Source organism: Streptomyces sp. NPDC055140 (assembly GCF_053607285.1).
The window spans coordinates 348,516-372,782 of record NZ_JBSGTG010000006.1; the positions used below are offsets into that span (position 1 = coordinate 348,516).

The window sequence follows — 24,267 nt, forward strand, 5'->3', positions numbered from 1 at the left end:
GTGGGCGTGGATCCCCCTCCCGCCCTCCCCCGAGAGAGAGCACCAAGAACCATGAACAGGACCGTCCTCATCACAGGCGCTTCAACCGGCATGGGCGAAGCGGCCGCCTTCGAGTACCTGGCCCGCGGCTGGAACGTCGTGGCCACCATGCGCGACACCACGAAGGCCAACTCGTCCTTCGCGGACCGCCCGGATGTCCTGGTCACCCGCCTCGACGTCACCGACACCGACAGCATCGCGGGGGCCGTCAAGGAGAGCATCGAGCGCTTCGGCGCCATCGACGCCGTCCTCAATGCCGCCGGCTACGGACAGCTCGGCACGGTCGAGGAAGTCACCGCCGATCAGGTGCGCGACCAGTTCGAGACCAACGTGGTGGGCACCGTCCAGGTGATCCAGGGCGTTCTTCCGCACATGCGGGAACGCGGCACCGGCCACATCCTCAACATCGGTTCCATGGGCGGTCACGTCAGCCTGCCGACGATGGCCGTGTACTGCGCTTCCAAGAGCGCCGTCCAGAACCTGACCGAGGGATTCGCCCAGGAAGTCGGCCCGCTGGGCATCCACGTCACCCTGGTCGAGCCGGCGGGCTTCGACACCAACTTCGGCACCAACGCGAAGTACCCCGCAACGTCCATCCCGGACTACGCGTCCGCGTACGCCACCATGATCGAATTCGACAAGCAGGCGGTGCGCGGCGACGTCGTCAAGTCGATGGCGGCAGTCGCCGACATCACCGGTACCGACGAACCCCCGCTCCACCTGGCGGTGGCCACTGCCGGACTGGAGATGGTGCGAGGTCGCTTCGCCGAGCTGATGGACGAGTACGCCCGCTGGGAGCCGGTCACGGCCAAGACCGACTGACGCGACAAACCTTGGGCCTTGCGTCAACCACCCGGGACTGAAAGTCCCGGGCTTGCGCAACGGGCGCCACTGGCTGTGGTGCTGGGTTTGCGTCCTGTCCCACGCCCGGTTTTCGGGGGTGGGTCTGGGGCAGTTGACTGCGCCCCGCGTCGCCACAACTCTTCCGCACGGTGACGGATGTTGCGGGAGCCGTTGCGGTCTGCGTGATCAACGAATCCGCAGGACCGGCATGCAAAGCGGGCCTGGGAGGCCCGGTTCGCCTTGTCGATGTGCCCGCATTCGGCGCAGGTTCGGGAGGTGTACGCCGGATCGACGTGCACCACCGGCACCCCTGCCTTGCGGGCCTTGTACGCGATGAAATCTCCGAGCTGGGTAAAAGCCCAGGAGTGGAGGGTGGCCCGTTGGGGCTTGCGAAGCCGTACCCGTGCGCGGATGCCCGTGAGGTCTTCCAGAGCGATTCCGCGACCGGTGCGTTCTGCCTCGGCCACCACATGCTTCGCAATCTTGTGGTTGATGTCCCGCGCCCGCCGCGCCTCCTTACGGCGCCGCTTCTTCAGGCGCCGTTTGGCGGAGGGGGTGTTCTTACGCTGGAGTTTCTGACGCAGGGTGCGCTCGCGCAGACGCCCACGGTTCAGCCGGCGTCCGGCCATGATCTGACCGTCCGAGGTGGTCGCGATGTTCACGATCCCCAGATCGATCCCCAGGAACTCCACCACGCTGGTGTTGAGTTCGGCCTCGGGGACCTCGCAGGTCGCGATCAGGAACCACATGCCGTCGCGGAACAACAGATCGGACTCGCCCCTGCGGTATAAGGCCAGGCGGGCCAAATGTTCGGGAGCGGCGGTGAACGCCACGCCCTTCATCCGGCCCGACAGGGTCCAGATCGACACCGTACGCTCCGTGTACTGCCAGGACAGCATCCGGTCGTCATACGGCTGCGCGCCCACAGGCCGGAAAGCGATCGGTTTCTCGACTGCCCGCCGGTAGCGCTTGGAGAAGGGCCTGCCGAGATTCCCGGCCTTCAGGTTCGCCCTCAACGTGCGGTAGGCATCGCACGTCTTCTTGATGACATGCTGGGCCGCCTGAGCGCCGAGCCCCCACCGGTCCTTGACCGCCGTATAGGTGTGCTCACGCAGGGCGAAGTTGCGCTTGATGTCCTTCTCGAACGCCACGGACGACACCCAGGTCGCGGCCTGATTGCAGGCATGCAGGGATTCCTCAAGTGCCGCCGCCTGCACAGGCGTCGGCAGGAGTTTCACCTGCACGGTCAACTTCACGACCGTGACGCTACCTGCCACCCGACGTACCGGCATTCGAACAGCGCACATTCCTCACCGGGCGCTGCGGCCCGGTTTCTTGCGTGCGCTCCGCGCCCGTTGCCGCGGCGATGCTGCACATCGCCACCACAGGATGCGATTCCTCCCGGGGGTGAACCCCCGGGGTACCTCGCAAGAGCACGCTGAATTGGCGTTGTCCTCGCGGACCTGAATCCCCCAGGCACCCTGTCCGGGCGACGGCGGATACAGGTCCAAGGGCAGCAGTTCGCCGATTGCCTCGTCGAGACCGAGGCGGCGAAGGCCAGCGACCGCCAGGACCACAGCATCAAGGCCCATGGTTTCGATCTTCTTCAGCCGGGGTGGGACGTTCCCCCGGATCGGACCAACCTCAAGGTCGGGGCGGACCGCCAAGAGCTGAGCGATTCGCCGAGGGGCACCGGCACCAACTCGCCCGCCCTTCCGCAGCCCGGTCAGCGTGGATCCGCAGAGGGCGAATCCGACCAACTGCGCGCCGCCCTCGAGAGGGCGCTGGACGCCGACCGGCAGGCCGAACGGATCCGCTGCGCACGAGCCGTCTTCGACAACGGCCGTCACCGCAGCCCTTGACAGCCCTCCCTCTTCGCCGCACCTGCCCTCAACACCACGCTGATCTCCCCAAGGCTCCCTGGCACAAGGCCAGGTCAAATGGGAACAGCACTGACGCTGGCTTCACGGGCGGCAACCGGCTCCGCCACCCACATCCCCGTGTTGGCGGAGCCGGCCGAGCTGATGGCAATCGCGTCGGTCACCTCCCGGTGCCCACGCCGACGGCCGCTGTCGAAGGCCTGGTCGCCAAGGGTCTGGCACAGCGCAGCAAGCAGGGCACCTCCGTCTTCCGCAGATCACCGGACCAGGCGCATTCTGTTGAGCCGACGCCAGAAGAAGAGCCCGAGACCAGCTGCCCGAGGCAGCCGCTGCGCTCGCAACAGCAGCCTGGGACGTCCCGAACTCACGGTCGCCGTCGACGTCACCGCCCGGGCGGTCCTGGCGGAACGCAGGCCCTGGATGCTGCGGATGCTGCCCTGTTGGCGGAGATGACTGTCTCGCACCCAGCGCGGCCTACGTGGCCCGACACCCTGCGCTTCACGCTCGGCGCCCTGCTCCCCCCTCTTGCCCGTCACCGTCTGAGGCGCGCAGCTCGATGGCGAACCGCGCGCGCTCAACCGCGCTTGTACGTGTTGTCAGGCCTGCGACGGTCAGGTGGCCTTGAGCAGGTCGGCCAGCTGGGCCGTGTCGATGAGGTGGGCCCGGGACGGGAAGACCTGATCGAGCAGAATCTGGTGGACGTCCGGGTTGTGGTCGGCGACGCCGTCGGTCAGGACGTAGATGCGGTAGTCGCGGTCGGCGGCGTCGATGAGGGTGGACAGGACGACGCCGCTGGTGCTGATGCCGGAGAGGATCAGGGTGTCGATGTCGCGGTCGCGCAGCTGCTGGTGGAGGTCGGTGGTGAGACCCCAGCCGAAGCGGTTCTTGCGGACGACGAGGTCGCCGTCCTCGGGGGCGATCCTTTCGTCGATCTGGGTGGTGGCGTCCTCGTGGTGCATCATCTTCGCGGCCGCGACGCCGCTGAAGGTCTTGTTGGTCTCGGGGACGGCCGCCCAGTCGTCCTCGGTGAAGGCGACGCGGACGTAGCCGATGGTGCCGCCGGCGGCGCGGACGGCGGCGATCGCGCCGCCGACCCGCTCGACGAGCGCGTCGGGCTCGGAGACGGAGGCGACGATCCCGTTCTGGAAGTCCATGGCCAGCAGGGCGGTCCGCTTGGGGTCGATCGCGGGAAGGGCAGGGGTGGTCATGCGTGGTTCTCCTTGTGGGGGTGTGTCTCTGCGTTCGCAGTGTTCTCAGGGGTGTGGCTGTGGGGTGACGCGCCCGGGGCACGGTCGGCTCGGCGCCCCATGAGGCGCCGGTCGAGGACGGTCAGGAGCAGGACGGCGACGCCCGCCGCGACCAGGACGAAGCCGAGGGTGTGCAGTCCCTGGTCGCTCGTGCCGTCGCGGAAGACGATGCCGCCGATGACGGACGACGTGATGGTGCCGAGGTAGCCGAAGGTCCGGAACAGTCCGGAGGCGGTGCCGATCTGGTCGGCCGGTGCCGCCGTGTAGAGGGCGGTCTGGTTGCCGACGGTGGTGGCGGCCGATGTGACGCCGAAGATCAGGGACACGAGCACGATCGCGATCGCGGGGCTGGTCGAGGTGAGCAGCACGATGCCGGCCGAGCCGATCAGCATGGTCAGGGCCGCGACGATCAGAGGACCGCGGACCAGGTTGCGGCGGGCGAGCGGGCGCGAGAGCAGCGCGGAGACGGCGCCCATCGGCAGCAGCAGGAGTCCCGCCTGCACGGTGGAGAAGCCGTGTGCGGCTTCCATCCACTGGGTCATGCCGTACATCACGGAGTAGACGCCGAGCAGGGTGAGGGCCTGTCGGAGGTAGGTGCGGGCGAGGGCGCCGTTGGCGGCGAGGCCGCGGAAGTCGAAGAACGGTGCGCTCGTACGCAGTTCCCGGACGACGGTGGGCGCGGCAGCCACGATGAAGACGGCGAGGGCGACCCAATCGGGGTCCGGCAGGTCCATCAGGAAGACGACCAGCGCGGTCATGAAGGTGGCGAAGCCGAGAATTCCCGGCAGGTCGATCCGGTTGGCGATCGTGCGGAGGCCGCTGTTCTCGCGGTCGAGCGGCGGGTCCTTGGGCAGCCAGCGCACCGCCATCACCAGCGCGATCACGGTGATTGGGATGTTGACGAGGAAGGCCAAGCGCCAGCCCGCGGCGCCGACCAGGAGCCCGCCGATCGGCGGGCCGACGGCGGCGGTGGCCATGGCCGCGATGGCGAGGCCGCCGAGTACTCCGCCGGGCGGGGCGTCCAGGCCGGCCTGCTCGGCACGGCGTCGGATCATCACCATCGCGCAGGGGAACGCGGCCGAGGTGCCGATGCCGATCAGGACCCGGGAGACGGTCAGCATCGCCAGATTCTGGCCGAAGCCGCCGACCAGGCCGCCGAGCAGAACGAGCACGGTGCCGGACAGGAAGATCCGGCGTGGTCCGAGCACTTCGGCGAGCTTGCCCGCGGTGGGCTGGGCGACGGCACTGGCCAGGTAGAGGGAGGAGACCAGGACGGCGGTGGCGCCCACCGAGACGTTCAGGTCGGCGGCGATGGGCACCATGGCGGTCGCGATGATGGAGCTGTTGATCGCGTTGAGGGCGGAGCCCACGTACAGCGGGGTGGTGAACGGCCACGCGAAGGAGTTGTGCTTGACCTCGCCCGCCGAAGCGCCGCCCTGCGTCACGGCGGCTCTCATATCGCGCCGCCGCTGAGGTCTGCGTCGGCGAGCCGCTCGAGCAGCTCGATCGCCTTCTCGACGTCCTCGCGCTGGTCCGGGGCGAGGACCTGGTCGATGGCGCGCGCCAAGAAGGAGGCGCGGCCTGTCAGAAGCTTGTCGATCAGTTCGGTCGCCGACGGGTCGGCACTCATCAGCTTCTTGCGGCCGTCCTTGGGGTCGGGCTCGCTGTGGATCAGCCCGGCCGCCTTGAGCACCGCCAGGCTCTGCGCAATGGCCTGCGCGCTCACGTGCTCCAGCGATGCGAGCCGGGCGGCTGTGACAGGACCTTCCTGCACGACGCTCGCCAGGACGCCGAGCTGCGTCGGGGTCAGACCGGTGGTGTGCTGTCCCGACTCGGCGCGAAGGCGCGCGCGCAGTCGCTTCATCGCGTCCTGGAGACGGTGCGCGGTCGCGGCAGATGCGGCGGGCTGCTGCGACCTGGGGTTCGTGGTCATGCGTCCACCCTAAAACTCCTCAAGTAACTTTGCCAAGTTACTTGAGGAGTTTCCCATACAGAGACCGTCTCCCGATGCGGACTACGGCCTGGGGCTGCTGTTCCCCGGCAGAGTGACGGCACCCAGCTGGATCAGGCTCTCAGCGGTTGCCACGATGGTGTCGCTGACGTCCAGGGGCTCCCAGCCAAGAACGGAGCGGGCCTTCTCGTTGCTGATGTCGGGGATCCTGCCCTCCAGAACGGCGGCGTCCCGCAGAGCCGGCTCGGTCTTCGCCGCCTCGCGTACCTGCTCGATGGTCAGTTCCGCGGCGGGCAGCCGGTCGGCCGCGGCAGGGAAGTGCTCGCGAAGGATATTCGCGATGATGAACAGGCTCGACGATCCGCTGTTGGCGAGGAACCGCTCGCCCGCCGCCTTCGGGTGCAGCATCGCGCGCAGATGCAGGTCCACGACGTCACGCACATCGACGACGCCGAAGTTCCAGACCGGCACCACGGACATCTCTCCGGCCATCAGGGCCTTGATCAGTCCGATCGAGCCGGAGGGCCGGTCCACGAGCTGGGGGCCAAAGATGCCGGTGGGGTTGACGACCGCCAGCTCGATGCCGCCGTTGGCCCGGACGTAGTCCCACGCCGCCGCCTCGGCCAGCACCTTCGACTTGTGATAGGCGGGCAGTCCCGGGGTGTCCGGGTCGGTCCAGTTCCCCTCCGTGTAGTGGTCGTCGGGCGTCAGGGTGTACCCGACCGCGGCGAAGGAGGACGTCATGACAACCCGTGGGATCCCGGCGCTGCGGGCGGCGGCGAGCACCCGCAGTGCGCCGTCGCGGGCGGGGAGGATGACCTCGTCCTCCGTCTCGGGAGGAGTGGGCGGGAAGGGCGACGCGTGGTGCAGGACGTGCGCGATCCCGTCCATGGCCTGTGCCCAGCCGTCGTCGGCGCTGAGGTCCACGACCGCGAACTCCAGCAGACCCGCCGGATCGACCCCGGCCTGCTGGAGCGCCGCCAGCACTTGAGCCTCCTGTGCGGGCCCGCGGACCGCCACACGGATGTGATGGCCCTCACGCAGCAGGCGGACGGCCGTGTGGCTGCCGACGAAGCCGCTGGCACCGGTGACCAGGACCTTCTCGTCTCCGGGAAAGGAGAGGGTGAAGTCTTGTGCGCTCATTTTGTTCAGTCCTTCAGAGTGGAGTGGTGCCGCAGGATGGGCTGTCGGTCCAGCCCTCTGCGCGGTACGTCAGAGATGGTTGATTTCGGCGTCCGGCTCCACTTCGGTGGACAGCCGGCGCACCACGGCAAATAGCCAAGGGATGCCCAGGAGGGCGACGAGTACGAGCCCGAGAATCAGCGGCGCGGGGCGTAGGGCGCCCAGGGCCAGGGACGCGAGGGCGAACTCGGCCAGGCCGTGCCAGGTGAGGTGCCCGGCGAAGTGGTGGGCGGCCTGCGCCACCAGCACGACGACGACCAGGTCGTAGAAGAGCTCGAGCGGCTCGGCTCCCCTGTCTTGAGGCTGCGCGCCGTGCGGACGCGGAGGCTGCCACAGGCGGCGGCGCAGCAGGACCCACCGTTCGTGTCGCGAGGTCATGCGCGGAGCGTAGATCGCTAGCGGACGAGATCCTCGGATACGGTCCAAAGGCGTGCCGCGTTCTCCCGGTTCAGTGCGTACGGTGCGACGCCGGCGACGGCGCCGGCCCGCTCATACACCGGCTCGGCCTCGGCGCAGTCCTCGAAGTAGCGGCCGGTGATGCCCTCCACCGTCGGTGAGGCGGCCACCAGGACCGAGGTCGCGGCGCCCTGTTCCACGGTCTTGCCGGGCGGCAGGGCGAGTTCGCCCGAGGCGATGAAGTCGGCCACCTGCTGCATGTCCATGTGACGGGCGAGGGATGTGTCGGCGATGTTGCCCGGCATCAGTGCGTTGGCGGTGATGCCGTCGTCGGCCCAGCGTTCGGCGGCGCCGACGGCGAACAGGGCGTTGGCGGTCTTCGACTGCCCGTAGGAGGTCCACGGGTCGTAGGGGCGGAAGCGGTAGTCCAGGTCGTCGAAGACGACCGGGGAGAAGAGGTGGCCGATGGAGCTCACCGAGACGACCCGGGCGCCGTTCGCCGCCGCGAGCGCCGGGCGCAGACCGACGGCGAGGGCGAAGTGGCCGAGGTGGTTGACGGCGAACTGCAGCTCGCGGCCGTCCGGCATGCGGACGAGCTGCGGCGGGGCCATCACGCCCGCGTTGTTGACCAGGATGTGCAGCGGTCCCTGCCAGGCGGCCACGAACTCCGTGACCGTCGACCGGTCGGCCAGGTCGAGCCGCCCCACGCTCAGCTTCCCTGCGCCGTGCGGAAGTTGCGGTTCCAGGCGCGCCACCACTTTGGCGCCTGCGTCGGTGTCTCGCACGGCGAGGGTGACGTCGGCACCCGCCGCGGCGAGCGCCCGGACGGTCTCCACGCCGATTCCGGAACTGGCTCCGGTCACCACGGCCCGGCGGCCGTGCAGGTCGAGGCCGTCGAGGACCTCGGCGGCAGTGGTGCTCGCTCCGAACGTGCGGGGTGTCTGAGGTACGGACATGGGCTGAAGCTCCTGATGGGAAGGTGTCTGACGGAAGGAGTGTCGAGAGAACCGGGGCCGCTGTATCGGCGAGGCGGTACGTGACCCGGTACGGCACGTGTGCCGTATGGCCGGTCAGCCCTGCGCCGTGCGGGAGACGTGCTCCCAGTCGGCCCAGGTCTGCAGGCGCTGGGCGTAGAGGGGCTCGATGACCTCGATGGGCTCGGTGCCGAACAGCACCCGCAGCGGCGGGTTCTCGGCGTCGACGATCTGCAGCAATGCGGCCCCGGCGTCGGAAGGCTCGGCGTAGCGGGCGTCGCCGAACCGGGCCGCTAGGGCGTCGCGGACCTGGTCGTAGGCGGGATTCGGCTCGGCCTGCGTGGCGGAGGAGCCGCCCCAGTCGGTGCTGAAGCCGCCCGGCTCCACGATGGTGACCTTGATCCCCTGGCCGGCGACCTCCTGCGACAAGGACTCGCTGAAGCCCTCGAGCGCCCACTTGGAGGCGTGGTAGGCACCCAGCGAGGGGAACGCGGCGACGCCGCCGACGGACGAGATCTGCACGATGTGGCCGCTGGCCTGGGCGCGCAGGATCGGCAGTACGGCCTGGGTGACCCAGAACGCGCCGAAGAGGTTGGTCTCCATCTGGTCGCGCAGCTGCTGCTCGGTGATCTCCTCGACCATGCCGAACAGGCCGTAGCCGGCGTTGTTGACGACGACGTCGAGGCGGCCGAACTTCTCGTGCGCGGCGGACACCGCGGCGGCGACGGCCGCCTTGTCGGTGACGTCAAGGGGCAGGGGCAGAACCGCGTCGTCGCCGTACTTGGTGACCAGATCGCCCAAGGCGGTGGCGTTCCTGGCGGTCGCGGCGACCTTGTCGCCGCGCTCCAGCGCGGACTCGGCGAACGAGCGGCCGAGGCCGCGGGACGTGCCGGTGATGAACCAGACCTTGCTCATGACTCAAGACTCCTTCGGGGTCGGCCTTCCGGAGCCGACCTCCGGGGCTGCCTCCACCGTAACCCCACTTCTTAGACGAGTCCAAATATAAACTCATCCATATGTGGAGCCGTACAATGACGCTCATGGCAGGAACCATGAATCTGCGGGAGCGCAAGAAGCTGGCGACCTGGCGCGCCATCCGGTCCGCCGCCCTGCGGCTCTTCGACGAGGAGGGCTACGAGGCCACGACCGTCGAGCAGATAGCAGCAGCGGCGAACGTCTCGCGCGCCACTTTCTTCAACTACTTCGCCAGTAAGGAGGCCGTCGTCTTCGACCAGGATCCCGAAGAGCGACGCGATTGGCAGGCTCTGATGAGCGAGCGGCCCTCCGATGAACCGCTCTGGGACTCGCTCAGCGCGATCCTGACGGGGTTTTGCGAAAGCCTGCGGGAGCGCATGCCGCTGCAACGTGAACTCAAGGCGCAGTCGCCCACCCTCGCCCAGTCGGGCCAGAGCTTCGGAGAGCAGTTCTTCACGGACCTGCGCGACTGGGCGACAGGCCGCAACAGCCAGTCCGACGGCCTGACGGCGACCTTGCGGCTGAACCTCGCGGTGGCCGCCACCCTCACCGCCTACCAGACCTGGCCCGCGGACGAGTCCTTCGACGACTTCCGTCGGCGCCTCGAACGCTGCCTCCGCGAGGCGGGACCCGCCGGTCACCCCGGCTGACTTCATCCACTGTGCCGCCGCTACGTTGTAGAGCATCGGCTCAGCCCGAACAGCGCGGTCGGCCGGTTGCACGTGGCCGGGTACAGACCAGTCGAGACGCCCAGGACTGCGTGGCGAAACCCATAGCCGCCGCTGTGCTCGGACAGCCATGAGGTTCGTAACGCTGATGAGTGGGCGCACGACATCCGGGAACGACTGCGGGCCCGGGGTGGTCGACGAGGTCGGGCATGTGTCGCTGTCCTCGTCGACCACGACCAGATCGACGCCGTACTCCATCAGCTGCGCGAGCTGACTCACGCCGACAACTACACGTACTACGGCGACATCGCCGCTTCATGGCCAGTCTTCAAACTCCCCACTCGGCAGCCGTCCCGCTCCTCCCAGGAGAGGCGGGCGACTCATGCCTCTCTGGGTCGTGGTCGACACCTACCGTCCCGTGCCCGGTGGGCTCAGCAACCTTGCCGCACAATGCGCAACATACTTGCCATCCTGTTTACCGGGTCATTGCGCCCCAACTCCACGCTCAGTTCGCGATGGCCTCTTGAGCAGTGCTGTCCGAGCTCGGCTGCCCAACTGCGCCGTCCCGGCTCGGGCGGGTGGTCCGCTTGGTGAGCACGACCACTACGCCGACGACTGCCAACGCCGCCCCGGACAGCCAGCCGAGCTGGAAGCTGTGCAGGTTCGGGACGGGGCGAGTGCCCACGGTGATTTCCTGCGAGGTGAGCACGGCGGTGATCCCCGCGCTGGCCAGTGCGGAGCCGACGGCCCCGGCGACCTGTCCGATACCGGCGGCTGTGGATACCTGTTCGGGGCGGAGTGCTTTCATGAAGATCTCGTAGGCGCTGGCGGAGGCCAGTCCGTATCCGATGCCGAACATCCCTGGCCAGGCCCAGAGTTGCCAAGCCGAACCGTGCAGGAACACCAGCAGCAGCATGTCGGTGGTGATGATGGCGAATGCCATTGCGCACAGCACGCGCGGCGCCACCCGGCGGGACAGCACCCCGGTCGCCGCGCCAGCCACAGTGATGCCGACGCACATCGGTATCGTCACCAGGCCACCCCACAAGGCGTCGTAGCCGAAGCCGAAGCCGGTTTCCCGGGGTACCTCGGCGAAGGCCGGGATGGAGAAGTTCGTGATCCAGGCCAGCGCGGCAGCAATCATGAAAATCGCGGCGCCGAACAGGAATTCGCGGTCACGCAGCGCGTGGGTGTCCACCATGGGCCGCGGGGTTCGGTCCTCCCACAACCACCAGCCGATGGCCACCACGACCCCCGCGCACAGCGGGGCAATCACTGAAGCGTGGGTCCAACCCCAGGTGGGGCCCATGCTGAGCGGCACCAGCACCAGAATCAAGCCGGCCACCAGCAGCAGGCCGCCCATCCAGTCCACCCGCTCCGCGTCATCCTCGGTCCTGCGGTGGGCGGGCACGAAACGAGCAGCCGCGGCTGCGCCCGCAGCGCCTAGGGCTGCGAGCACCAAAAATACGATCCGCCAGCTCACTTGCGCGGTGTCGGTGATCAGTCCGCCGAGCACGAAACCGACGCCGACGGCCAGGCCCTGGGCTGCCGCGATCCAGCCCAGCACCAGACCGAGCCGGCGCCCGGTGAGATTGGTGCGAGCGACGGCCATCGACAGCGGGAGCGCTCCGAAGGAGAAGGCGCCGATCACCCGTCCTGCGATCAGCACTTCGATGTTCGGGGCGATGGCGCACAGCACCCCGCCGATCGTGAGCAGCCCCAGGGCTGTGACGAGCATCGTCCGCTGGCCCCAGCGCCGGGCTAGTGCCGGGAGAATGCCACAGGCCACAGCGCCGATCACGGTACCGGGGATCACGGCCCAGTTGAGTACCGCCCCGGAGGTGTGGAAGGTCGTGCCGATCTGCCCCAACACGCTGAGCGGCAGCACGACAGTGAGGGCTGTGAGCCCTGCCGCGATCAGCAGGGTGGCGATGAGCGGTCTTGTGCCCGAAACGGTGTGGTGCTGGTCTTCCCGGATGGCGGTCATGTCGTCCTCGTCATTGAGAGCGGTTCCTGTGGACGGTGGGGTCAGCGGCCGGAGGATGCGGGGGACGTTTCTCTCTGCCGGCGGTGAGCGCATCGCGAGTGTCTTCGGCGCGGGCTAGGCGACGCATGATGTGGTGCTGTTCGACGGCCCACCCCTCCTGGACAGGAAGTGGCTCGGACCGGCCGAGCGCACGTTTGCACAGGTGCAGGGCGACCGGCTGGCAGACCAACCCGGGCTTGACGCGCTTGAGCTTGCCGAAGCCGAGGCCGAGCCAATCCATCACGGCCGACCGGAAGCCCACGGTGAGGACATCGGCGGTTCCGGCCACCTCGAGCGGGACCGAGCATCCCTGTGGATCTTCGAGGAGGACGGTCAGTCCGTGCTTGCCCCGGCTCTCCGCTTCGAACTCGGCAGGCTGCTGCCGCAGTGGATCGCCTGGATCGAGCCGTTCCCTCTTCCTGGCATCGGCTCCCAGGTCGCCCAGCAGCCAGCTGGCATGCGGCCGCGGCAGCTGCTCGGTCGGATCGACGATCTGGACGGCCGCCGAGTATGCCCTGTGCCACGACTGGCTCCTCCCAAGGTCAGTCGATACTCACTACTTCAGTAGGTATCACTGTGACCCAGTGCACTGTCAAGACCTGCGAACCAGGTTGCGGAGTAGGAGGAAGAGCCGACGATTGTCGGAGCGACGCCGGGAAACGTCGTGACCTGCGGCAGCGACCTGGGCCACTCCCCGTCAACCTCAACCGCCTGACGCGGCTGACTCCAGCTCTCCTGGCGCGGTGACCTCGGCGGGCCACATCGGCTCACGATGCGCGTCGAACACGGCGAAATCAGCGGCACCGACCAGCCACTGGTACAGCACCTTCTGCGGGAGACCGGAGCCGGCCGGCGCGCGGCGCTCTGTAGGACCGGTGCGATATTCGGCCCCAGTTTCGCCTGATGGGTGGCCCCCGCAGACGCGATTGCGGCAAGACCGGGGAGTACGGTTGCCCGAGTGAATGATCAAACAGCCATCCGAGAGGTCCGTTTCGCACGCCGCCCGCAAGGCATTGTGCAGCCCGAGGACTTCGTCCTTGCGGAGGCCGCCCCGCTGCCTCAACTCAGCGACGGCCAGGTGCGGGTTGCGCTGCGGCGCCTGGGAATGAACGCCGGGATGGCCGACCGAATGCGCGAACGCACCAACTCCGGCCGTCCCGGCATGGCGCTGGGCGAGGTGCCCCGCAGCGACGCCGTGCTGGAAGTCGTGGAATCCCGCAGCGACGCATTCGCCTCCGGTGAACTGGCCATCCGCTCCTGGTCTCCGTGGCGGGAAATGGATGTCGTGGACGCGGATGAGCTGCGCCGCATCCCCGCCGAGCGCGCCGACTTGCCACTGGAGAACCACCTCACCGTGCTCGGTCACGTCGGCTTCACCGCGTGGGTCGGCATGGTGCGCGTGGGACAGGTCCGCGAGACGGACACGGTCTACGTATCCGGCGCCGCGGGCGGCGTGGGCAGCTGCGCCGTGCAGTTCGCCGCGGCGAACGGAGCCCGGGTGATCGGCAGCGCGGGATCCCCGCAGAAAGTTGCCCTGCTCCAGGAGCTGGGCGCACACGCGGCCGTCGACTACCACGACGGGCCGGCCGTCGAACTGCTCCGCGCCATGGCGCCGGACGGCATCGACCTGTTCTTCGACAACGTGGGTGGAGACCAGCTCGAAGCGGCCCTCGACACGCTCCGCCTCCGTGGCCGCGCTGTGCTGTGCGGAGCAGTCTCCCAGTACGGGCGCGAAGGCACGGGTCCAAGAAACTACCTCCGCATGATCTACCAGGAACTCGCCCTGTACGGGTTCACCGTCACCGAGCACGAGGATCTGCGCCCGGCTTTCGAAGCCGAGTCGACCCGGCTCGTCCGTGACGGTCGCCTGATCAGCATCCATACCGTCCTGAACGGCTTCGACCGCGTCCCCGAGGCATTCAGCGCCCTGCAGACTGGCGGCAACCGTGGCCGCATGATCGTTGCCGCGTGACCGGGGCCACAGACCGCTCCAGCAGTCACCTTCTCGGCCGTAACGACCGAGCTTGTCGCTGAGGCCTCGGCCCGAGCTCTGCCACGAAACACCGCCGGCGCCCTTCCCGGCCAGGCTGGGAAGGGCGCCGTTCACGTACCGAGGATCAGTAGCCATGCGAGTCCAGGCAGGCCTCAATCGCAGCCTCGGCCTGCGCTTTCAGGTCTTGGCCGGTGTGTACCTTCATCAGGCTCATCCGCTTGTGCAGATCCGTCGGGATCCACACAGTCAGCTGACTTCGTCGCTCTACCCGACCCGCGCGTGATCGATGAACGCGGTCAACGCGTCCACAGTTGCGTCGGGCTGCTCGTCGGGAATGAAGTGCCCGGCTTCCGGGATGACGGCGCCGGTCACGTTCTCTGCCCAGGGGCTGATGGAGGCGGCCATGTCGGGGATCGAGCCATGGGAGCTGGAGATTCCCAGGACCGGGATGGTCAAGTGCCCTCGTCCGGGAGCGAGAGCGTCCTGGTTTTTGCGCGCTGATTCCGCGGCGTCGCGGAAGTAGGCGAGAGACGCTCGGAGCCCTCCCTCGGCTGCGATGGCGGCGGCGTAGTGGTCGATATCGGCGCTGTCGAAGGTGTTCGGGGACAGTGTCTTGACCCTCAAGAACCAGCCCACGTAGTCACGCTCGCGGCCGGTGATCAGCGTCTCGGGCAGTTCGGGCACCACATGGAATGCCAAGTGCCAGGTCTTCCAGGCCCGTTCGGGATCCGTTGGGATGGCGTCCGGGAGGGTGATTCCGGGAATGCCGGCGTCGAGCAGGGCGACGCCGTGCAGGCGGTCTTGGTACCTCAGGGCGAGCGAGAAGGCGACGCAGGCCCCGATGTCGTGGGCGACGAGCCAGTACTTCGGCACGTTGAGCGCGGTCAGTGCGGCCTGGACGCGCGAAGCGACGGTGTGAGTGTCGTAGCTCCCTTGGGGACGATCGGAATGGCCTTGTCCCGGCAGGTCGATCGCGATCACGTGGAAGCGCTCGGCAAGGCGCGGCATCGCCTTGTGCCAAGCCCACCAGGTCTGCGGGAATCCGGCAAGCAGCACGACGGTGGGGCCGCTCGACCGACCGCCTTCCACGGCGTGAAGCCGGATTCCCTCCGCGTTGACCCAGCGGTGGGTGAAGCCCGCGAGGTCGCGCAGCGGCAGCCCGGGGACGTGATTCTGGCCGGGAGAGCGGTTCGGGGCGGCATCGGTCACGCCTCGAACCTACATCTTGGGCAAGGCCACGATGGACTGCCTCAAGAACGAGGTGCATGCGGGATGGCCAGGAAGAAGCAGTTCGACGTGGACATCGTGCTCGACGCGGCGATGGTCCAGTTCTGGCGGGCCGGGTACACCGACACCTCACTCGACGACCTCTCCAGGGCGACCGGGCTGAACCGAAGTTCCATCTACTCCTCGTTCTGCGACAGAGACTCTCTCTACCTGCGCTGCCTGGACCGCTACGCCGTCCGGTATGGAAACAGGTACGACCAGGCGCTTTCCTCCGGTGCGTCCGGGGAACCGCTGCGGTCGATACAGGCGTTTTTCGAGGTCGCCCGCCAACGCATCGCCGACCCCGACCACGGACGGCTGCTGCGCACCGAGCTCTCCCAACTCCGAGCCAGTTCGGTCCTGGGGCACGGGAGTTGAGGATCGGGCGGGCGTCCATGAAGCGCGTGAGGTCCGCGTAGTAGGTGTGGTCGCCGGCGGTGCTGAGCTGGTCGAGGCCCGCGAGGTCAGCGTCGACCTGGTCGTATTCGCCCCGGACGGCGTGGTGGAAGGTGAGAACGAGGTCGAGCAGCGGGCGCAGGAAGGTGAGCCCCCGTTGCCCACCGCCTCGGCTCTACGCCCGGTACGCGGACTCGGCGTGGCCGATGTACGCGGCCGACATCGCCGCGACTCAGAGCGACCTGCTCGCCAGCGGCCGGGCTAGGCGCAGCCGGGCGGTTCCTCCTCGGTCGGTACGAATTGCATCGTGGGCATCCCGGCGGCGTCGAAGTTGGCAGCGGCCGGGCCGATCAGAGTCATGTAGCCGGCAAGCCTCTGGCTGTCGTGCGAGGGCACCTCCCCCCTTGACCTGCTGGACCCCGGGGAATACGGAGTCCAGGACCCACCAACGGCCGCCGAACTTAGCCCACTTGATGCCGCAGCGTGTACAGATGTCGTACGGATACGACTTGTGCTGCCTGGGTTCCGCCGGCCCTACCTACCACTTGCCCTTCGCGACGGCGCGGGCCGGCAGAGTGGGGCCGGTATACCCCTCATCACCCCGGTTGCCGGACGAGGACGAGCAACCGGAGAGCAGCAGCCCGGCGCTCAGGAGCAGGACAGCGGCTTGGCGCGCGATGCGCATCCTCTAGCGGGTCAGTCCCGCGACGAAGACGAGGCTGGCGCCCACTCCAAATGTCCCGGCTTCGTCGACACATGCCGGCTGGAGGCAGTCGAGAGATGTCAGTACAGGCTGTGGTGGAGTTCGGGTGGTCCGCCCAGGGTGTACCGCAGGGAGAGTGGGGCGCTGCCGTCGATGTCGGTGATACCGAGGTGCGCGCCCAGTTCAGCGCCGATCAGTGCCCTGCCGGAGAGTTGCATGAGATCATCGGCCGCATAGAGGGCTGCTATCACCCGACCGGTGAACTGCGGGGATTCGCGCCTGCCGGTCGGTCTGGCCTCAGCGGGCAGCGCTGCGAAGTGCACTCGTGCGCGCTCGGTGTCTAGTCCGCCCATCCAGATGGAGACGGCGGCGACGTTGTGGGGGCGCAGGTCCTTGGCCATGTCGGCGGCCATCTTGTCGGCGCCGGCCTTCTGGGCGCCGTAGGCGGGTCCTAGGTGGTAGGCCACAGCACCGTAATGACCTGTATTGACGATCAGTCCTCGGCCATTGGCGATCAGCAGGGGTGCGGCATGGAAGCTTGCGACGTAGTGCGATCGCAGGCCGACCGTTATGAGGTCAGCCGCATTCAGCGGCTGTTCCCAGAACCTTCCGGGAGGGGCGGCGTTGACCACCTGGGCCGCATTGTTGACCAGGATGTCGAGGCGGCCGTGATCGCGTCCTATCCGGGCGAACAGTTCCGCCACGGCTTCGTCGTCGGAGTGGTCGACGGCCACCGCGATGCCTTTGCCGCCGGCTTCGTCGACGAGCGCAGCAGTCTCCGCGATCGTGCCTCCGTACGGCGAGTCGGACGACTGCCGGCTGCGTCCCGTCACGTAGACCGTCGCGCCCGACTGTCCGAGTGCGAGGGCGATGCCCTTGCCGGCTCCTCGGCTGGCTCCGGTGACCACCGCCACTTGCGGCCCGATGATCGACGCTGACATGGCCGGCCTCACTAAGTTAGACATGGATCGAACACTCACCACTGTACGATGGCCATCGAACATGTCAAGCCGAGGAAGGGACCGCCATGGCCGAGCCGCTCACGCGCCGCACCAGAAGCCTGGTTCATGCCGACCCGACAGAGGTGAGCCTGCAGGACGCACTCGATGCCCTCTCCGACCCGGTACGGCGCTCGATCCTGCGGGAATGCGCCGGTGAACCGGACTTCAGCCGGGCCTGCGGAACATTCGACCTACCGGTCTCGAAAGCGACCGCGAGCCACCACTTCGCGGTACTACGCGCCGCCGGACTTCTGGAACAGGTGGACAAGGGGACACGCAGGCTCAACCGGCTTCGCCGGCCCGAGTTCGACGCGCGGTTTCCTGGATTGCTGGCACTCGTTCTCGCAGAAGGCGCGCCGCCCCACCCACCTCAGGCCTGAGACGTCACCGACAGCAGGAGCGGACCACACCATCCGGAACAGAAGGGCAGCGCCCTGAGGGCACCGAGCTCGCTCTGGTGGCCGGAGTGATGGCTTCCCCCTTCGCGGCGAACAACCGTCCAGGAGATCTCAGCTCCTCCACCCAGCCATTCAGAGCCCAGCTTGGAACCTCAGTCCGGGAGGAGTTCCTCGGCTCTCGGGGCCAGTTCGAGGGGGACCTGACGAACGGTTCCGGATTCGACGACGAGTACGTCGGGGATGTGGTCTTCGAAGAAGCGCACATAACCAATGGTGCCCACGGTTGTTGTCCGTGCAGCGAGCCACTTCAGGAGATGCCGCAGGCGTGCGAAGTCGTCGGGGTGCACCTCCTGACGTGCCAGCAAGGAACAGCCTCGAGGTCCGCGCTGGAGCATGCCGACCAGCGCCCCACCGATGCGCTGCGCGGGGCCTGTGCCGGTCAGTAGTGGATACTCCTCATCGCCGTCCGGTTCCTTGTTTTCTGGTGTCTCGCCCAGGTGCCACCGGAGCAGACCCAGCTCTTCGGAATCCGGGAGATCCAGGGCCAGCTGGAGTTCGTAGAAGTCGCCCACGCAGCAACGCTAGCGCTGCGGTTGGTGGCCCCTGCTCGCAGGGGCTGGATCAACGGGTGCGAGAACATGACTCTTTCAGGTTCGAAGATGGGCAATCGGCGCTCGTCGGGCAGATCTGCCAGCACGCCAAGCATCAACACATCGAACCGGCCGACGAGATGGGCCCGGTCAGCGAACGAGACAACACCGGGGCCGAAGTCCGGCCCGGAAAGGCGGCAGCCGGCATCCCTATCCTCGCGCGGGCGGCGCGCTGGTCCCGCGGACGAGGAGTTCCATCGGGATGTACCGGGGCTCCTCGCTGTCGCCTCCGTCGGCCATCAACGCCTCCAGCATCTCGGTGGCCTGCCGGCCCAGTTCGTGGCGGGCCAGCGAGGCAGTGGTGAGCCGGCGCGAGCTGGGCAGGTCGTCCAGGGAGATGTCGTCGCAGCCGATCACCGACATGTCCTCGGGGACGCGCAGGCCCGACTCCTCCAGGGCGGTGAGCGCGCCGAGCGCCACGAGATCGTTGTAGGCGACGACCGCGGTGACTCCGGCGGCCCGCACACCATCGGCGGCCGCATATCCGTGCTTCGCCGTGTGGCCGCAGGGGATGACGGTGACGTCGAGGCCGAACGCGGCCGCGGCGTCGAAGGCCCGGATGCGTTCGGCATTGGCCCAGGACGCCTCGGGCCCGCTCAGGTAGGCCACCCGGCGGTGGCCGAGCTGGGTGAGGTGCCCGCAGGCCAGGGTCATCCCGCCGTAGAAGTCGACGGAGACCGAGGGGACGCTCAGGCCGGGCACGATCCGGTTGACCAGTACCACCGGGTGGTCGCGCATCGGCAGGTCGACGAGCGCGGCTCGGTCCATGCGCGGCGAGCACAGCAGCACTCCGTCGCAGCAGCGCATCAGGTCCTCGGCCAGCTCGTGCTCGCTCGCCGGGTCCTCGTCCGACTCCATCACCATGACCCGCCGCCCGTGCGAACGGGCCACGGCGGAGACGGCCTTGAGCAGATCGGGGAAGTAGGGGTTGGAGAGGTCGGGCACGAGCACACCGACGGCGTCGGTCTCACCTCGGGCCAGGCCCCGCGCGGCGGCGTTGGGCCGGTAGCCGAGTTCGGCGACCGCGCCCTGGACGCGGGCCACCAGGTCGGGGTCGACTCGGGCCGTGCCGTTGAGGACGCGGGAGACGGTGGAGGTGGAGACCCCCGCTGCCGTGCCGACATCGGTGATGGTCACCCGGCGCCGGCCCGCGGCGCCCTTCCTGCCGGTGGTGTCCGACTTCCTGCCCGTCGCGTCCGATGCTCTCGAAGTCGTCAACCCTGCTCCCCGATCCCTGTGCGTGTCGGCCAACGTAGCCCCTCGCTCAGCGTCCCCGCTGTCCGGTCCCCGGTTCAAGCAGCAGTCCGCGCAGGTACGCGAGGTCCCGGCGCACCGACGCGAAAGGGTCGCCGGTCCGGTAGTGGACATGTAGAGACAGCGGTCCCTGGTAGCCGAGTCCGGTGAGGCCGGGCAGCACGGTGGGCCACGGCACGACGCCGCCGTCGGCGAGCGGCTGCCATGCGCAGTTCCAGGAGCCGGGTGCCGTGCCCGGCTCCCACACGGCGTTCTTCACGCCCACGCAGCCCACCAGGTCAGGACCGCCGAGAGCGTCGACGGTGAGGCGCCAGTCCTCACTACCCTCCTTGGCCTGGTTCCCCGGGTCGGGGTGGACGAGGACATCCTCGGTGTCGGCCAGGAGGCGCAGCGCGTGCGCGGCCGAGGGGTGCAGGGTGCCGTGGTGCAGCGCTAGCACGAGCCGGACCCCGTGGCGGCCGGCGAGCGCGGCGAGTTCCGCGAGGTCACGCCGGGCCCGGTCCAGGCCGACGGCGTAGCCGATCTCGGCGTCGTAGCGATAGAAACCCACGCGCACCAGGGGTACACCCGCCTCGGCGCAGTGTCCGAGGACGCGATCCGCCGTACGGTCCGCGGCGACCAGGTCGGTGCTGACGAGGCCGAGTTCGAGCCCGGCGCGGCGCAGCGCGCGAGCGGCGTCGCCGATACGCGACGACGTCTGCGGGGTGACGGTCTGCCCCTCTCTGACGAGCAGGTCCGCGCCGTCGGCGCCGGCCTCCGCCAGCTGTGCGGCAAGTTCCTCGGGCGGCAGGGCACCGAAGGGCTTGGTGAGGACGAGGACGCGCACGGCGTACTCCCTTCCGGCAGCGACAAGTTGTGAAAGCGTTCCCTCAACCTAGCCCATGGATTCTTCCAGGGCGGATCGATCTCACTAACTAGCAGGTCAGAGGCGGTACTTGAGGCAGTGGTCCGGATCGTTCACGAAATACTCTCTGTGAAAACGCTTGCTCAGTCTCTTCCCGCGCCCTAGCGTCATCCGCGCTTCAGCCCCGAGGAGCCGCAAGCCGCTCGGGCCGCCGTCTCAACGAGATCTCAACGAGAGCAGGAACCGACGATGGGGACAGCACACAGGCGTGGAGGATGCGGGATCGGAAGGCTGGCGACGGCTGCCCTGTTGGTGGTGCCGCTGCTGGCGGCGTGCGGCGGGGGATCCGGTGGATCCTCCGGCACCGTGCTCAAGGTCTGGGACTACTCGGCCGAGCAGACGGACTTCCACAAGAAGGCCGCCACGGAGTTCCACCGGCAGCACCCCGACATCACCGTGCAGTGGCAGTCGATCGCCCAAGACGAGTACAAGCGCACCCTCCCGCTGGCCTTCCAGAGCAAGCAGGGTCCGGATGTCTTCTATTGGAGCGACAACGGACCGCTTGCGATGTCGCAGCTGCTCGAACAGAAGTGGATACAGCCGCTCAACGGGGGAGCCGCGCTGCCCGCGAACTTCACCAAGCGGTGGCCCGCGGGTTCGTTCGTCGACGGCGTCAACCAACTCGAGGGAAGGACCTACGGGTTCCCGCTGTCCGAGAGCACGTACTGGGGCCCCGGCTACATGTTCCTCAACAAGAAGGTCTTCGAACAGGCCGGGCTCGACACCGCGAAGCCGCCCACGACCTGGTCCGAGCTGAAGAGCGCCTGCGCGACGATCAAGGAGAAGACGAAGGCGTACTGCATCGCCGCGCCGACCAAGGACGTCGACCTCCAGCGCACCTTCTACGCCCTCGCCGCCGGCGAATACACCGTCAACGACTGGTTCTTCGACTACAAGAAGGGCACGTTCTCGCTGGCCGAACCGCAGGCGCAGAAGGTGTTCGCGTTCATCCAGGAGCTCAAGAAGGACGGCTACCTGGCGCCCGGCAACAACGACAAGAACTTCACCCGACAGCAGTTCGCCACCGGCCAGGCCGGGATCACGATGGACGGCACCTGGCTCCCCTCGGTGCTCAAGACCCTCGGCCTCGACTCCTCGGGCTACTCGGTCTCCGCCCACCCCGTGCCCGACTCCGGGTCCAAGGGCGCTCTGTGGAGCCAGCCCGACGGCAACAAGTACTGGGTGAGCGCCCAGTCCAAGCAGTCGAAGGCCGCCTGGACCTTCCTCAACTGGATGACCCAGCCCGACGGTTACTTCGCCAAGGAGTACCTGAAGGAAGGCTTCGGGACGCTGGCCTTCGCGGACAACGCCAAGTACATCAAGGATCCGGCGATGCGCCAGATCATGCGGATCGCCGGCACGCCCGGCTACCGGGTCAAGCTGCCGCTGCCCGTCACCAAGTGCCCCGACCTGGTGAAGTCCACGGCATACGTCAAGGCCATCGGCGAGCGGCCCACTTGGGAGTACGAGGCGATGGCCGGCGCGCTCAGCGGCAACAATTCGCTGAAGCCGGAGGCCGCGCGGATCGTCGCGCAACGCCAGAAGACCCTGACGGCCCAGCTCAAGAAGGAGGCCGCGCAGGGACTGAAGGTCTCCCTCGACTGCTTCACGTTCCCGAACTGGTCCTACACGGCCGACTACAAGGCGGCCAAGTGAGCGCCGTACAAACGCGGTTGCCGCGCGACACCACCGCATCCCGCCCCGACAGGACAGCGCGCCGCCTCCGGCCATCGGCACCGCAGGACGACAACCGTGAACGCGCCAAGGGACGCGAGCGTCTGTGGGTGGCCGCTTTCCTCGTTCCCTTCCTCGTCCTGTACCTGGGGTTCACCCTCTGGCCGCTGGCCGCGACGGTCTACTACTCGTTCTTCGACTGGTCGGGCACCGGCCCTCTCGACACCTACGTCGGCGGCGGCAACTACCAGCGCATCCTGAGCGACCCGCTCTTCTGGCAGGCCGTCGTCAACACACTGCTGTTCGCCCTCGGCACGACCGTGGTCAAGCTGCCGCTGTCCCTCCTCGCCGCTCTGGTGATGACGAGGAAGTGGCTACGGGCGAAGAAGGCTCTGCGGACCGTCTTCTTCGCGCCGCTGATCATCCCCGTGGCCATGGCCGGCCTGGTCTTCACCTATCTGCTCAACCCGTCGAACGGCGCTCTCAACTCCGCCCTTCACAAACTCGGCCTGACCGACGGCACGACCGACGTCTTCGCCAACCGCTGGACGGCGATGGCGGCCCTCGTCCTCATCTCTGTCTGGCAGGTCTTCGGGCAGTACATGATCTATTGGATGGCGGCGCTGCAGAACGTGCCCGAGGAGTTGTACGAAGCCGCAGCCCTCGACGGCGCCAGCGAGTGGCAGAAGCTCACCCGGATCACGCTCCCGATGATCCGCCCGGTCGCCGTGGTCATCGTGATGCTGGCCCTGGTCAACGCGATGCACGTGTTCGGCCTCGTCGTCACCCTCACCGGCGGCGGCCCCGGCACCAACACCTACGTGGTCTCGTACTTCATCTACAAGCAGGCCTTCGGATCCATGCCCTTCGCCTACGGCTACGCGTCGGCGGCCGCCCTGCTGTTCTCCGTCATGGCGTTCCTCCTCGTCATGAGCCAGGGCTACTTCGTGCGCCGAGCACAGAAGTCGCGGAAGGAGTACGGAGTCTGATGCCCCGCCGCGCACTCTCCCGTCGCACACTCTCCCGACCCACGCGCGCCAACCTCATCGCGCTGCCCCTGCTGATCGTGGTGGGCCTGGTCTGGATCTACCCCTTCCTCTGGATCGTCACCGGGGCGTTCAAGACCCAGTCGGGCCTGTTCACCGGCGGCGCGAGCCTCATCCCCGACCAGTGGAACTTCGACAACTTCCAACGCGCCTGGGTGGACGCCGGGTTCTCGAAGTACTTCTTCAACACGGTCGTGTACGCAGTCGTGTCCACCCTCATCGAGCTCTTCAAGTCGGCGCTGTGCGGATACGTCCTGGCCCGCTACGACTTCCCGGGCCGCAAGCTGCTGCACCGGATGATCGTGGCCACGCTGTTCGTCCCGGTGGCCTCCATCGTGATCCCCCAGTTCGTGCTGGTGGACAACCTCGGGCTGCTGAACACACGGGCCGGCGTCATCCTCGCCATGTCCGGTGCGGCGGGCGCCCTCTACGTCCTGCTCTTCATCGGCTTCTTCTCGGGCGTGCCGAAGGACCTCTTCGACGCGGCGAAGCTCGACGGCGCCGGATTCCTGCGCACATTCCGGCTGGTCCTGCCGCTGGCGAAGCCCGTCATCGCGGTGGTCGTCATCTTCCAGTTCATCAGCAACTGGAACGAATTCAACATCCCACTGGTCTTCACCCTCGGCCAGCCCGACCTGCAGAACCTGGCCGTCGGAATGCTGTCCTTCAAGGGCGAACACTCCGTGGACTGGACGGGCTTCGCCGCCGGAATGACCTTGTCCGTCATCCCGATGCTGTTCGTCTTCGTCTTCTTCCAGAGCTACTTCGTGCGCGGCCTCGCCGGCGCGACCAAGGAGTGAA

24 protein-coding genes and 1 pseudogene are annotated in these 24,267 nt (G+C 67.9%); 8 read left to right on the forward strand and 17 right to left on the reverse strand.

The annotated features are described in order from the left end of the window. The first annotated feature begins 51 nt into the window (after nt 1-51). Nucleotides 52-861, forward strand: coding sequence for an SDR family NAD(P)-dependent oxidoreductase (locus ACWFR4_RS15355; protein ID WP_382709186.1), 810 nt, complete (start codon nt 52-54; stop codon nt 859-861). A 23-nt stretch (nt 862-884) separates the two neighbouring features. Here ACWFR4_RS15355 and ACWFR4_RS15360 read toward each other — a convergent pair whose 3' ends face one another. The 9 genes from ACWFR4_RS15360 to ACWFR4_RS15400 all read right to left on the reverse strand — a co-directional run bounded on the left by ACWFR4_RS15360 (nt 885) and on the right by ACWFR4_RS15400 (nt 9,427). Continuing rightward, entirely contained in the window at nt 885-2,138 is a 1,254-nt protein-coding gene (locus tag ACWFR4_RS15360; RefSeq protein ID WP_453652814.1) for an RNA-guided endonuclease InsQ/TnpB family protein, read from the reverse strand. Nucleotides 2,139-2,192: 54 nt separating this feature from the next. Further along, complete coding sequence (locus ACWFR4_RS15365) at nt 2,193-2,732, reverse strand: hypothetical protein (RefSeq protein WP_453652816.1); 540 nt, start codon at nt 2,730-2,732, stop codon at nt 2,193-2,195. A 641-nt stretch (nt 2,733-3,373) separates the two neighbouring features. After that, entirely contained in the window at nt 3,374-3,970 is a 597-nt protein-coding gene (locus tag ACWFR4_RS15370; protein WP_453652818.1) for a cysteine hydrolase family protein, read from the reverse strand. Then, nucleotides 3,967-5,454 (reverse strand): MFS transporter, encoded by a 1,488-nt coding sequence (locus tag ACWFR4_RS15375; RefSeq protein WP_453652820.1) that lies wholly within the window; start codon nt 5,452-5,454, stop codon nt 3,967-3,969. The genes ACWFR4_RS15370 and ACWFR4_RS15375 overlap by 4 nt, the downstream gene beginning before the upstream one ends. Nucleotides 5,455-5,462: 8 nt before the next feature. After that, a complete protein-coding gene (locus ACWFR4_RS15380) occupies nt 5,463-5,942 on the reverse strand; it encodes a MarR family winged helix-turn-helix transcriptional regulator (protein WP_453652822.1) in 480 nt (159 codons plus the stop codon). An 81-nt stretch (nt 5,943-6,023) separates the two neighbouring features. Next, complete coding sequence (locus ACWFR4_RS15385) at nt 6,024-7,103, reverse strand: NAD-dependent epimerase/dehydratase family protein (RefSeq protein ID WP_453652824.1); 1,080 nt, start codon at nt 7,101-7,103, stop codon at nt 6,024-6,026. A gap of 69 nt (nt 7,104-7,172) precedes the next feature. Continuing rightward, the gene (locus tag ACWFR4_RS15390; protein WP_453468071.1) at nt 7,173-7,520 is read right to left on the reverse strand and encodes a low temperature requirement protein A; all 348 of its coding nucleotides are present in this window, start codon (nt 7,518-7,520) and stop codon (nt 7,173-7,175) included. 17 nt (nt 7,521-7,537) lie between these two features. Next, nucleotides 7,538-8,494 (reverse strand): SDR family NAD(P)-dependent oxidoreductase, encoded by a 957-nt coding sequence (locus ACWFR4_RS15395; RefSeq protein ID WP_453652826.1) that lies wholly within the window; start codon nt 8,492-8,494, stop codon nt 7,538-7,540. Between the two features lie 114 nt (nt 8,495-8,608). Further along, nucleotides 8,609-9,427 (reverse strand): SDR family oxidoreductase, encoded by an 819-nt coding sequence (locus tag ACWFR4_RS15400; RefSeq protein WP_453652828.1) that lies wholly within the window; start codon nt 9,425-9,427, stop codon nt 8,609-8,611. 125 nt (nt 9,428-9,552) lie between these two features. Between ACWFR4_RS15400 and ACWFR4_RS15405 the strand changes: the two genes are divergently transcribed. Next, nucleotides 9,553-10,137 carry a TetR/AcrR family transcriptional regulator gene (locus ACWFR4_RS15405; RefSeq protein WP_453468068.1) on the forward strand — a complete coding sequence of 195 codons (585 nt, stop codon included), beginning with the start codon at nt 9,553-9,555 and terminating at the stop codon, nt 10,135-10,137. 523 nt (nt 10,138-10,660) lie between these two features. On the opposite strand, the gene ACWFR4_RS15410 is transcribed toward ACWFR4_RS15405, so the two are convergent. Both ACWFR4_RS15410 and ACWFR4_RS15415 read right to left on the reverse strand, forming a co-directional pair. Next, complete coding sequence (locus ACWFR4_RS15410) at nt 10,661-12,142, reverse strand: MFS transporter (RefSeq protein ID WP_453652830.1); 1,482 nt, start codon at nt 12,140-12,142, stop codon at nt 10,661-10,663. Between the two features lie 10 nt (nt 12,143-12,152). Then, nucleotides 12,153-12,674, reverse strand: a complete 522-nt coding sequence (locus ACWFR4_RS15415) for a CoA transferase (RefSeq protein WP_453652857.1) — start codon at nt 12,672-12,674, stop codon at nt 12,153-12,155. Nucleotides 12,675-13,139: 465 nt separating this feature from the next. Between ACWFR4_RS15415 and ACWFR4_RS15420 the strand changes: the two genes are divergently transcribed. After that, a complete protein-coding gene (locus ACWFR4_RS15420; protein WP_453468066.1) occupies nt 13,140-14,153 on the forward strand; it encodes a zinc-binding dehydrogenase in 1,014 nt (337 codons plus the stop codon). A 285-nt stretch (nt 14,154-14,438) separates the two neighbouring features. Here the strand turns inward: ACWFR4_RS15420 and ACWFR4_RS15425 are convergent, their stop codons facing one another. Next, nucleotides 14,439-15,383 (reverse strand): alpha/beta fold hydrolase, encoded by a 945-nt coding sequence (locus tag ACWFR4_RS15425; protein WP_453467223.1) that lies wholly within the window; start codon nt 15,381-15,383, stop codon nt 14,439-14,441. Between the two features lie 63 nt (nt 15,384-15,446). Here ACWFR4_RS15425 and ACWFR4_RS15430 point away from each other — a divergent pair. Further along, nucleotides 15,447-15,801 (forward strand): annotated as a pseudogene (locus tag ACWFR4_RS15430) (TetR/AcrR family transcriptional regulator); the annotation flags it as partial. 573 nt (nt 15,802-16,374) lie between these two features. On the opposite strand, the gene ACWFR4_RS15435 reads toward ACWFR4_RS15430, so the two are convergent. Both ACWFR4_RS15435 and ACWFR4_RS15440 read right to left on the reverse strand, forming a co-directional pair. Further along, nucleotides 16,375-16,521: a hypothetical protein gene (locus tag ACWFR4_RS15435; protein ID WP_453652831.1), complete on the reverse strand. Its 147-nt coding sequence runs from the start codon at nt 16,519-16,521 to the stop codon at nt 16,375-16,377. A 98-nt stretch (nt 16,522-16,619) separates the two neighbouring features. Then, the gene (locus ACWFR4_RS15440) at nt 16,620-17,453 is read right to left on the reverse strand and encodes an SDR family NAD(P)-dependent oxidoreductase (RefSeq protein ID WP_453652833.1); all 834 of its coding nucleotides are present in this window, start codon (nt 17,451-17,453) and stop codon (nt 16,620-16,622) included. Between the two features lie 113 nt (nt 17,454-17,566). Between ACWFR4_RS15440 and ACWFR4_RS15445 the strand changes: the two genes are divergently transcribed. Further along, complete coding sequence (locus tag ACWFR4_RS15445) at nt 17,567-17,920, forward strand: ArsR/SmtB family transcription factor (RefSeq protein ID WP_453467227.1); 354 nt, start codon at nt 17,567-17,569, stop codon at nt 17,918-17,920. Between the two features lie 170 nt (nt 17,921-18,090). On the opposite strand, the gene ACWFR4_RS15450 is transcribed toward ACWFR4_RS15445, so the two are convergent. From ACWFR4_RS15450 to ACWFR4_RS15460, 3 genes are all read right to left on the reverse strand, one after another. Further along, nucleotides 18,091-18,510, reverse strand: coding sequence for a hypothetical protein (locus tag ACWFR4_RS15450; RefSeq protein ID WP_453467229.1), 420 nt, complete (start codon nt 18,508-18,510; stop codon nt 18,091-18,093). A gap of 228 nt (nt 18,511-18,738) precedes the next feature. Next, nucleotides 18,739-19,806, reverse strand: a complete 1,068-nt coding sequence (locus ACWFR4_RS15455) for a LacI family DNA-binding transcriptional regulator (protein ID WP_453467232.1) — start codon at nt 19,804-19,806, stop codon at nt 18,739-18,741. A 46-nt stretch (nt 19,807-19,852) separates the two neighbouring features. After that, on the reverse strand, nt 19,853-20,668 hold the full coding sequence (locus tag ACWFR4_RS15460) for a sugar phosphate isomerase/epimerase family protein (protein ID WP_453467234.1): 816 nt from the start codon (nt 20,666-20,668) through the stop codon (nt 19,853-19,855). Nucleotides 20,669-21,052: 384 nt separating this feature from the next. Here ACWFR4_RS15460 and ACWFR4_RS15465 point away from each other — a divergent pair, with 384 nt between their 5' ends. The 3 genes from ACWFR4_RS15465 to ACWFR4_RS15475 are packed head-to-tail and all read left to right on the forward strand — an operon-like array spanning nt 21,053 to nt 24,266. Beyond that, nucleotides 21,053-22,402 (forward strand): ABC transporter substrate-binding protein, encoded by a 1,350-nt coding sequence (locus ACWFR4_RS15465; RefSeq protein ID WP_453652835.1) that lies wholly within the window; start codon nt 21,053-21,055, stop codon nt 22,400-22,402. After that, nucleotides 22,399-23,409, forward strand: a complete 1,011-nt coding sequence (locus ACWFR4_RS15470; RefSeq protein WP_453652837.1) for a carbohydrate ABC transporter permease — start codon at nt 22,399-22,401, stop codon at nt 23,407-23,409. Before ACWFR4_RS15465 ends, ACWFR4_RS15470 begins: the two co-directional genes overlap by 4 nt. Next, nucleotides 23,409-24,266, forward strand: coding sequence for a carbohydrate ABC transporter permease (locus tag ACWFR4_RS15475; protein ID WP_453467240.1), 858 nt, complete (start codon nt 23,409-23,411; stop codon nt 24,264-24,266). The genes ACWFR4_RS15470 and ACWFR4_RS15475 overlap by 1 nt, the downstream gene beginning before the upstream one ends. Nucleotide 24,267: the final 1 nt, after the last annotated feature.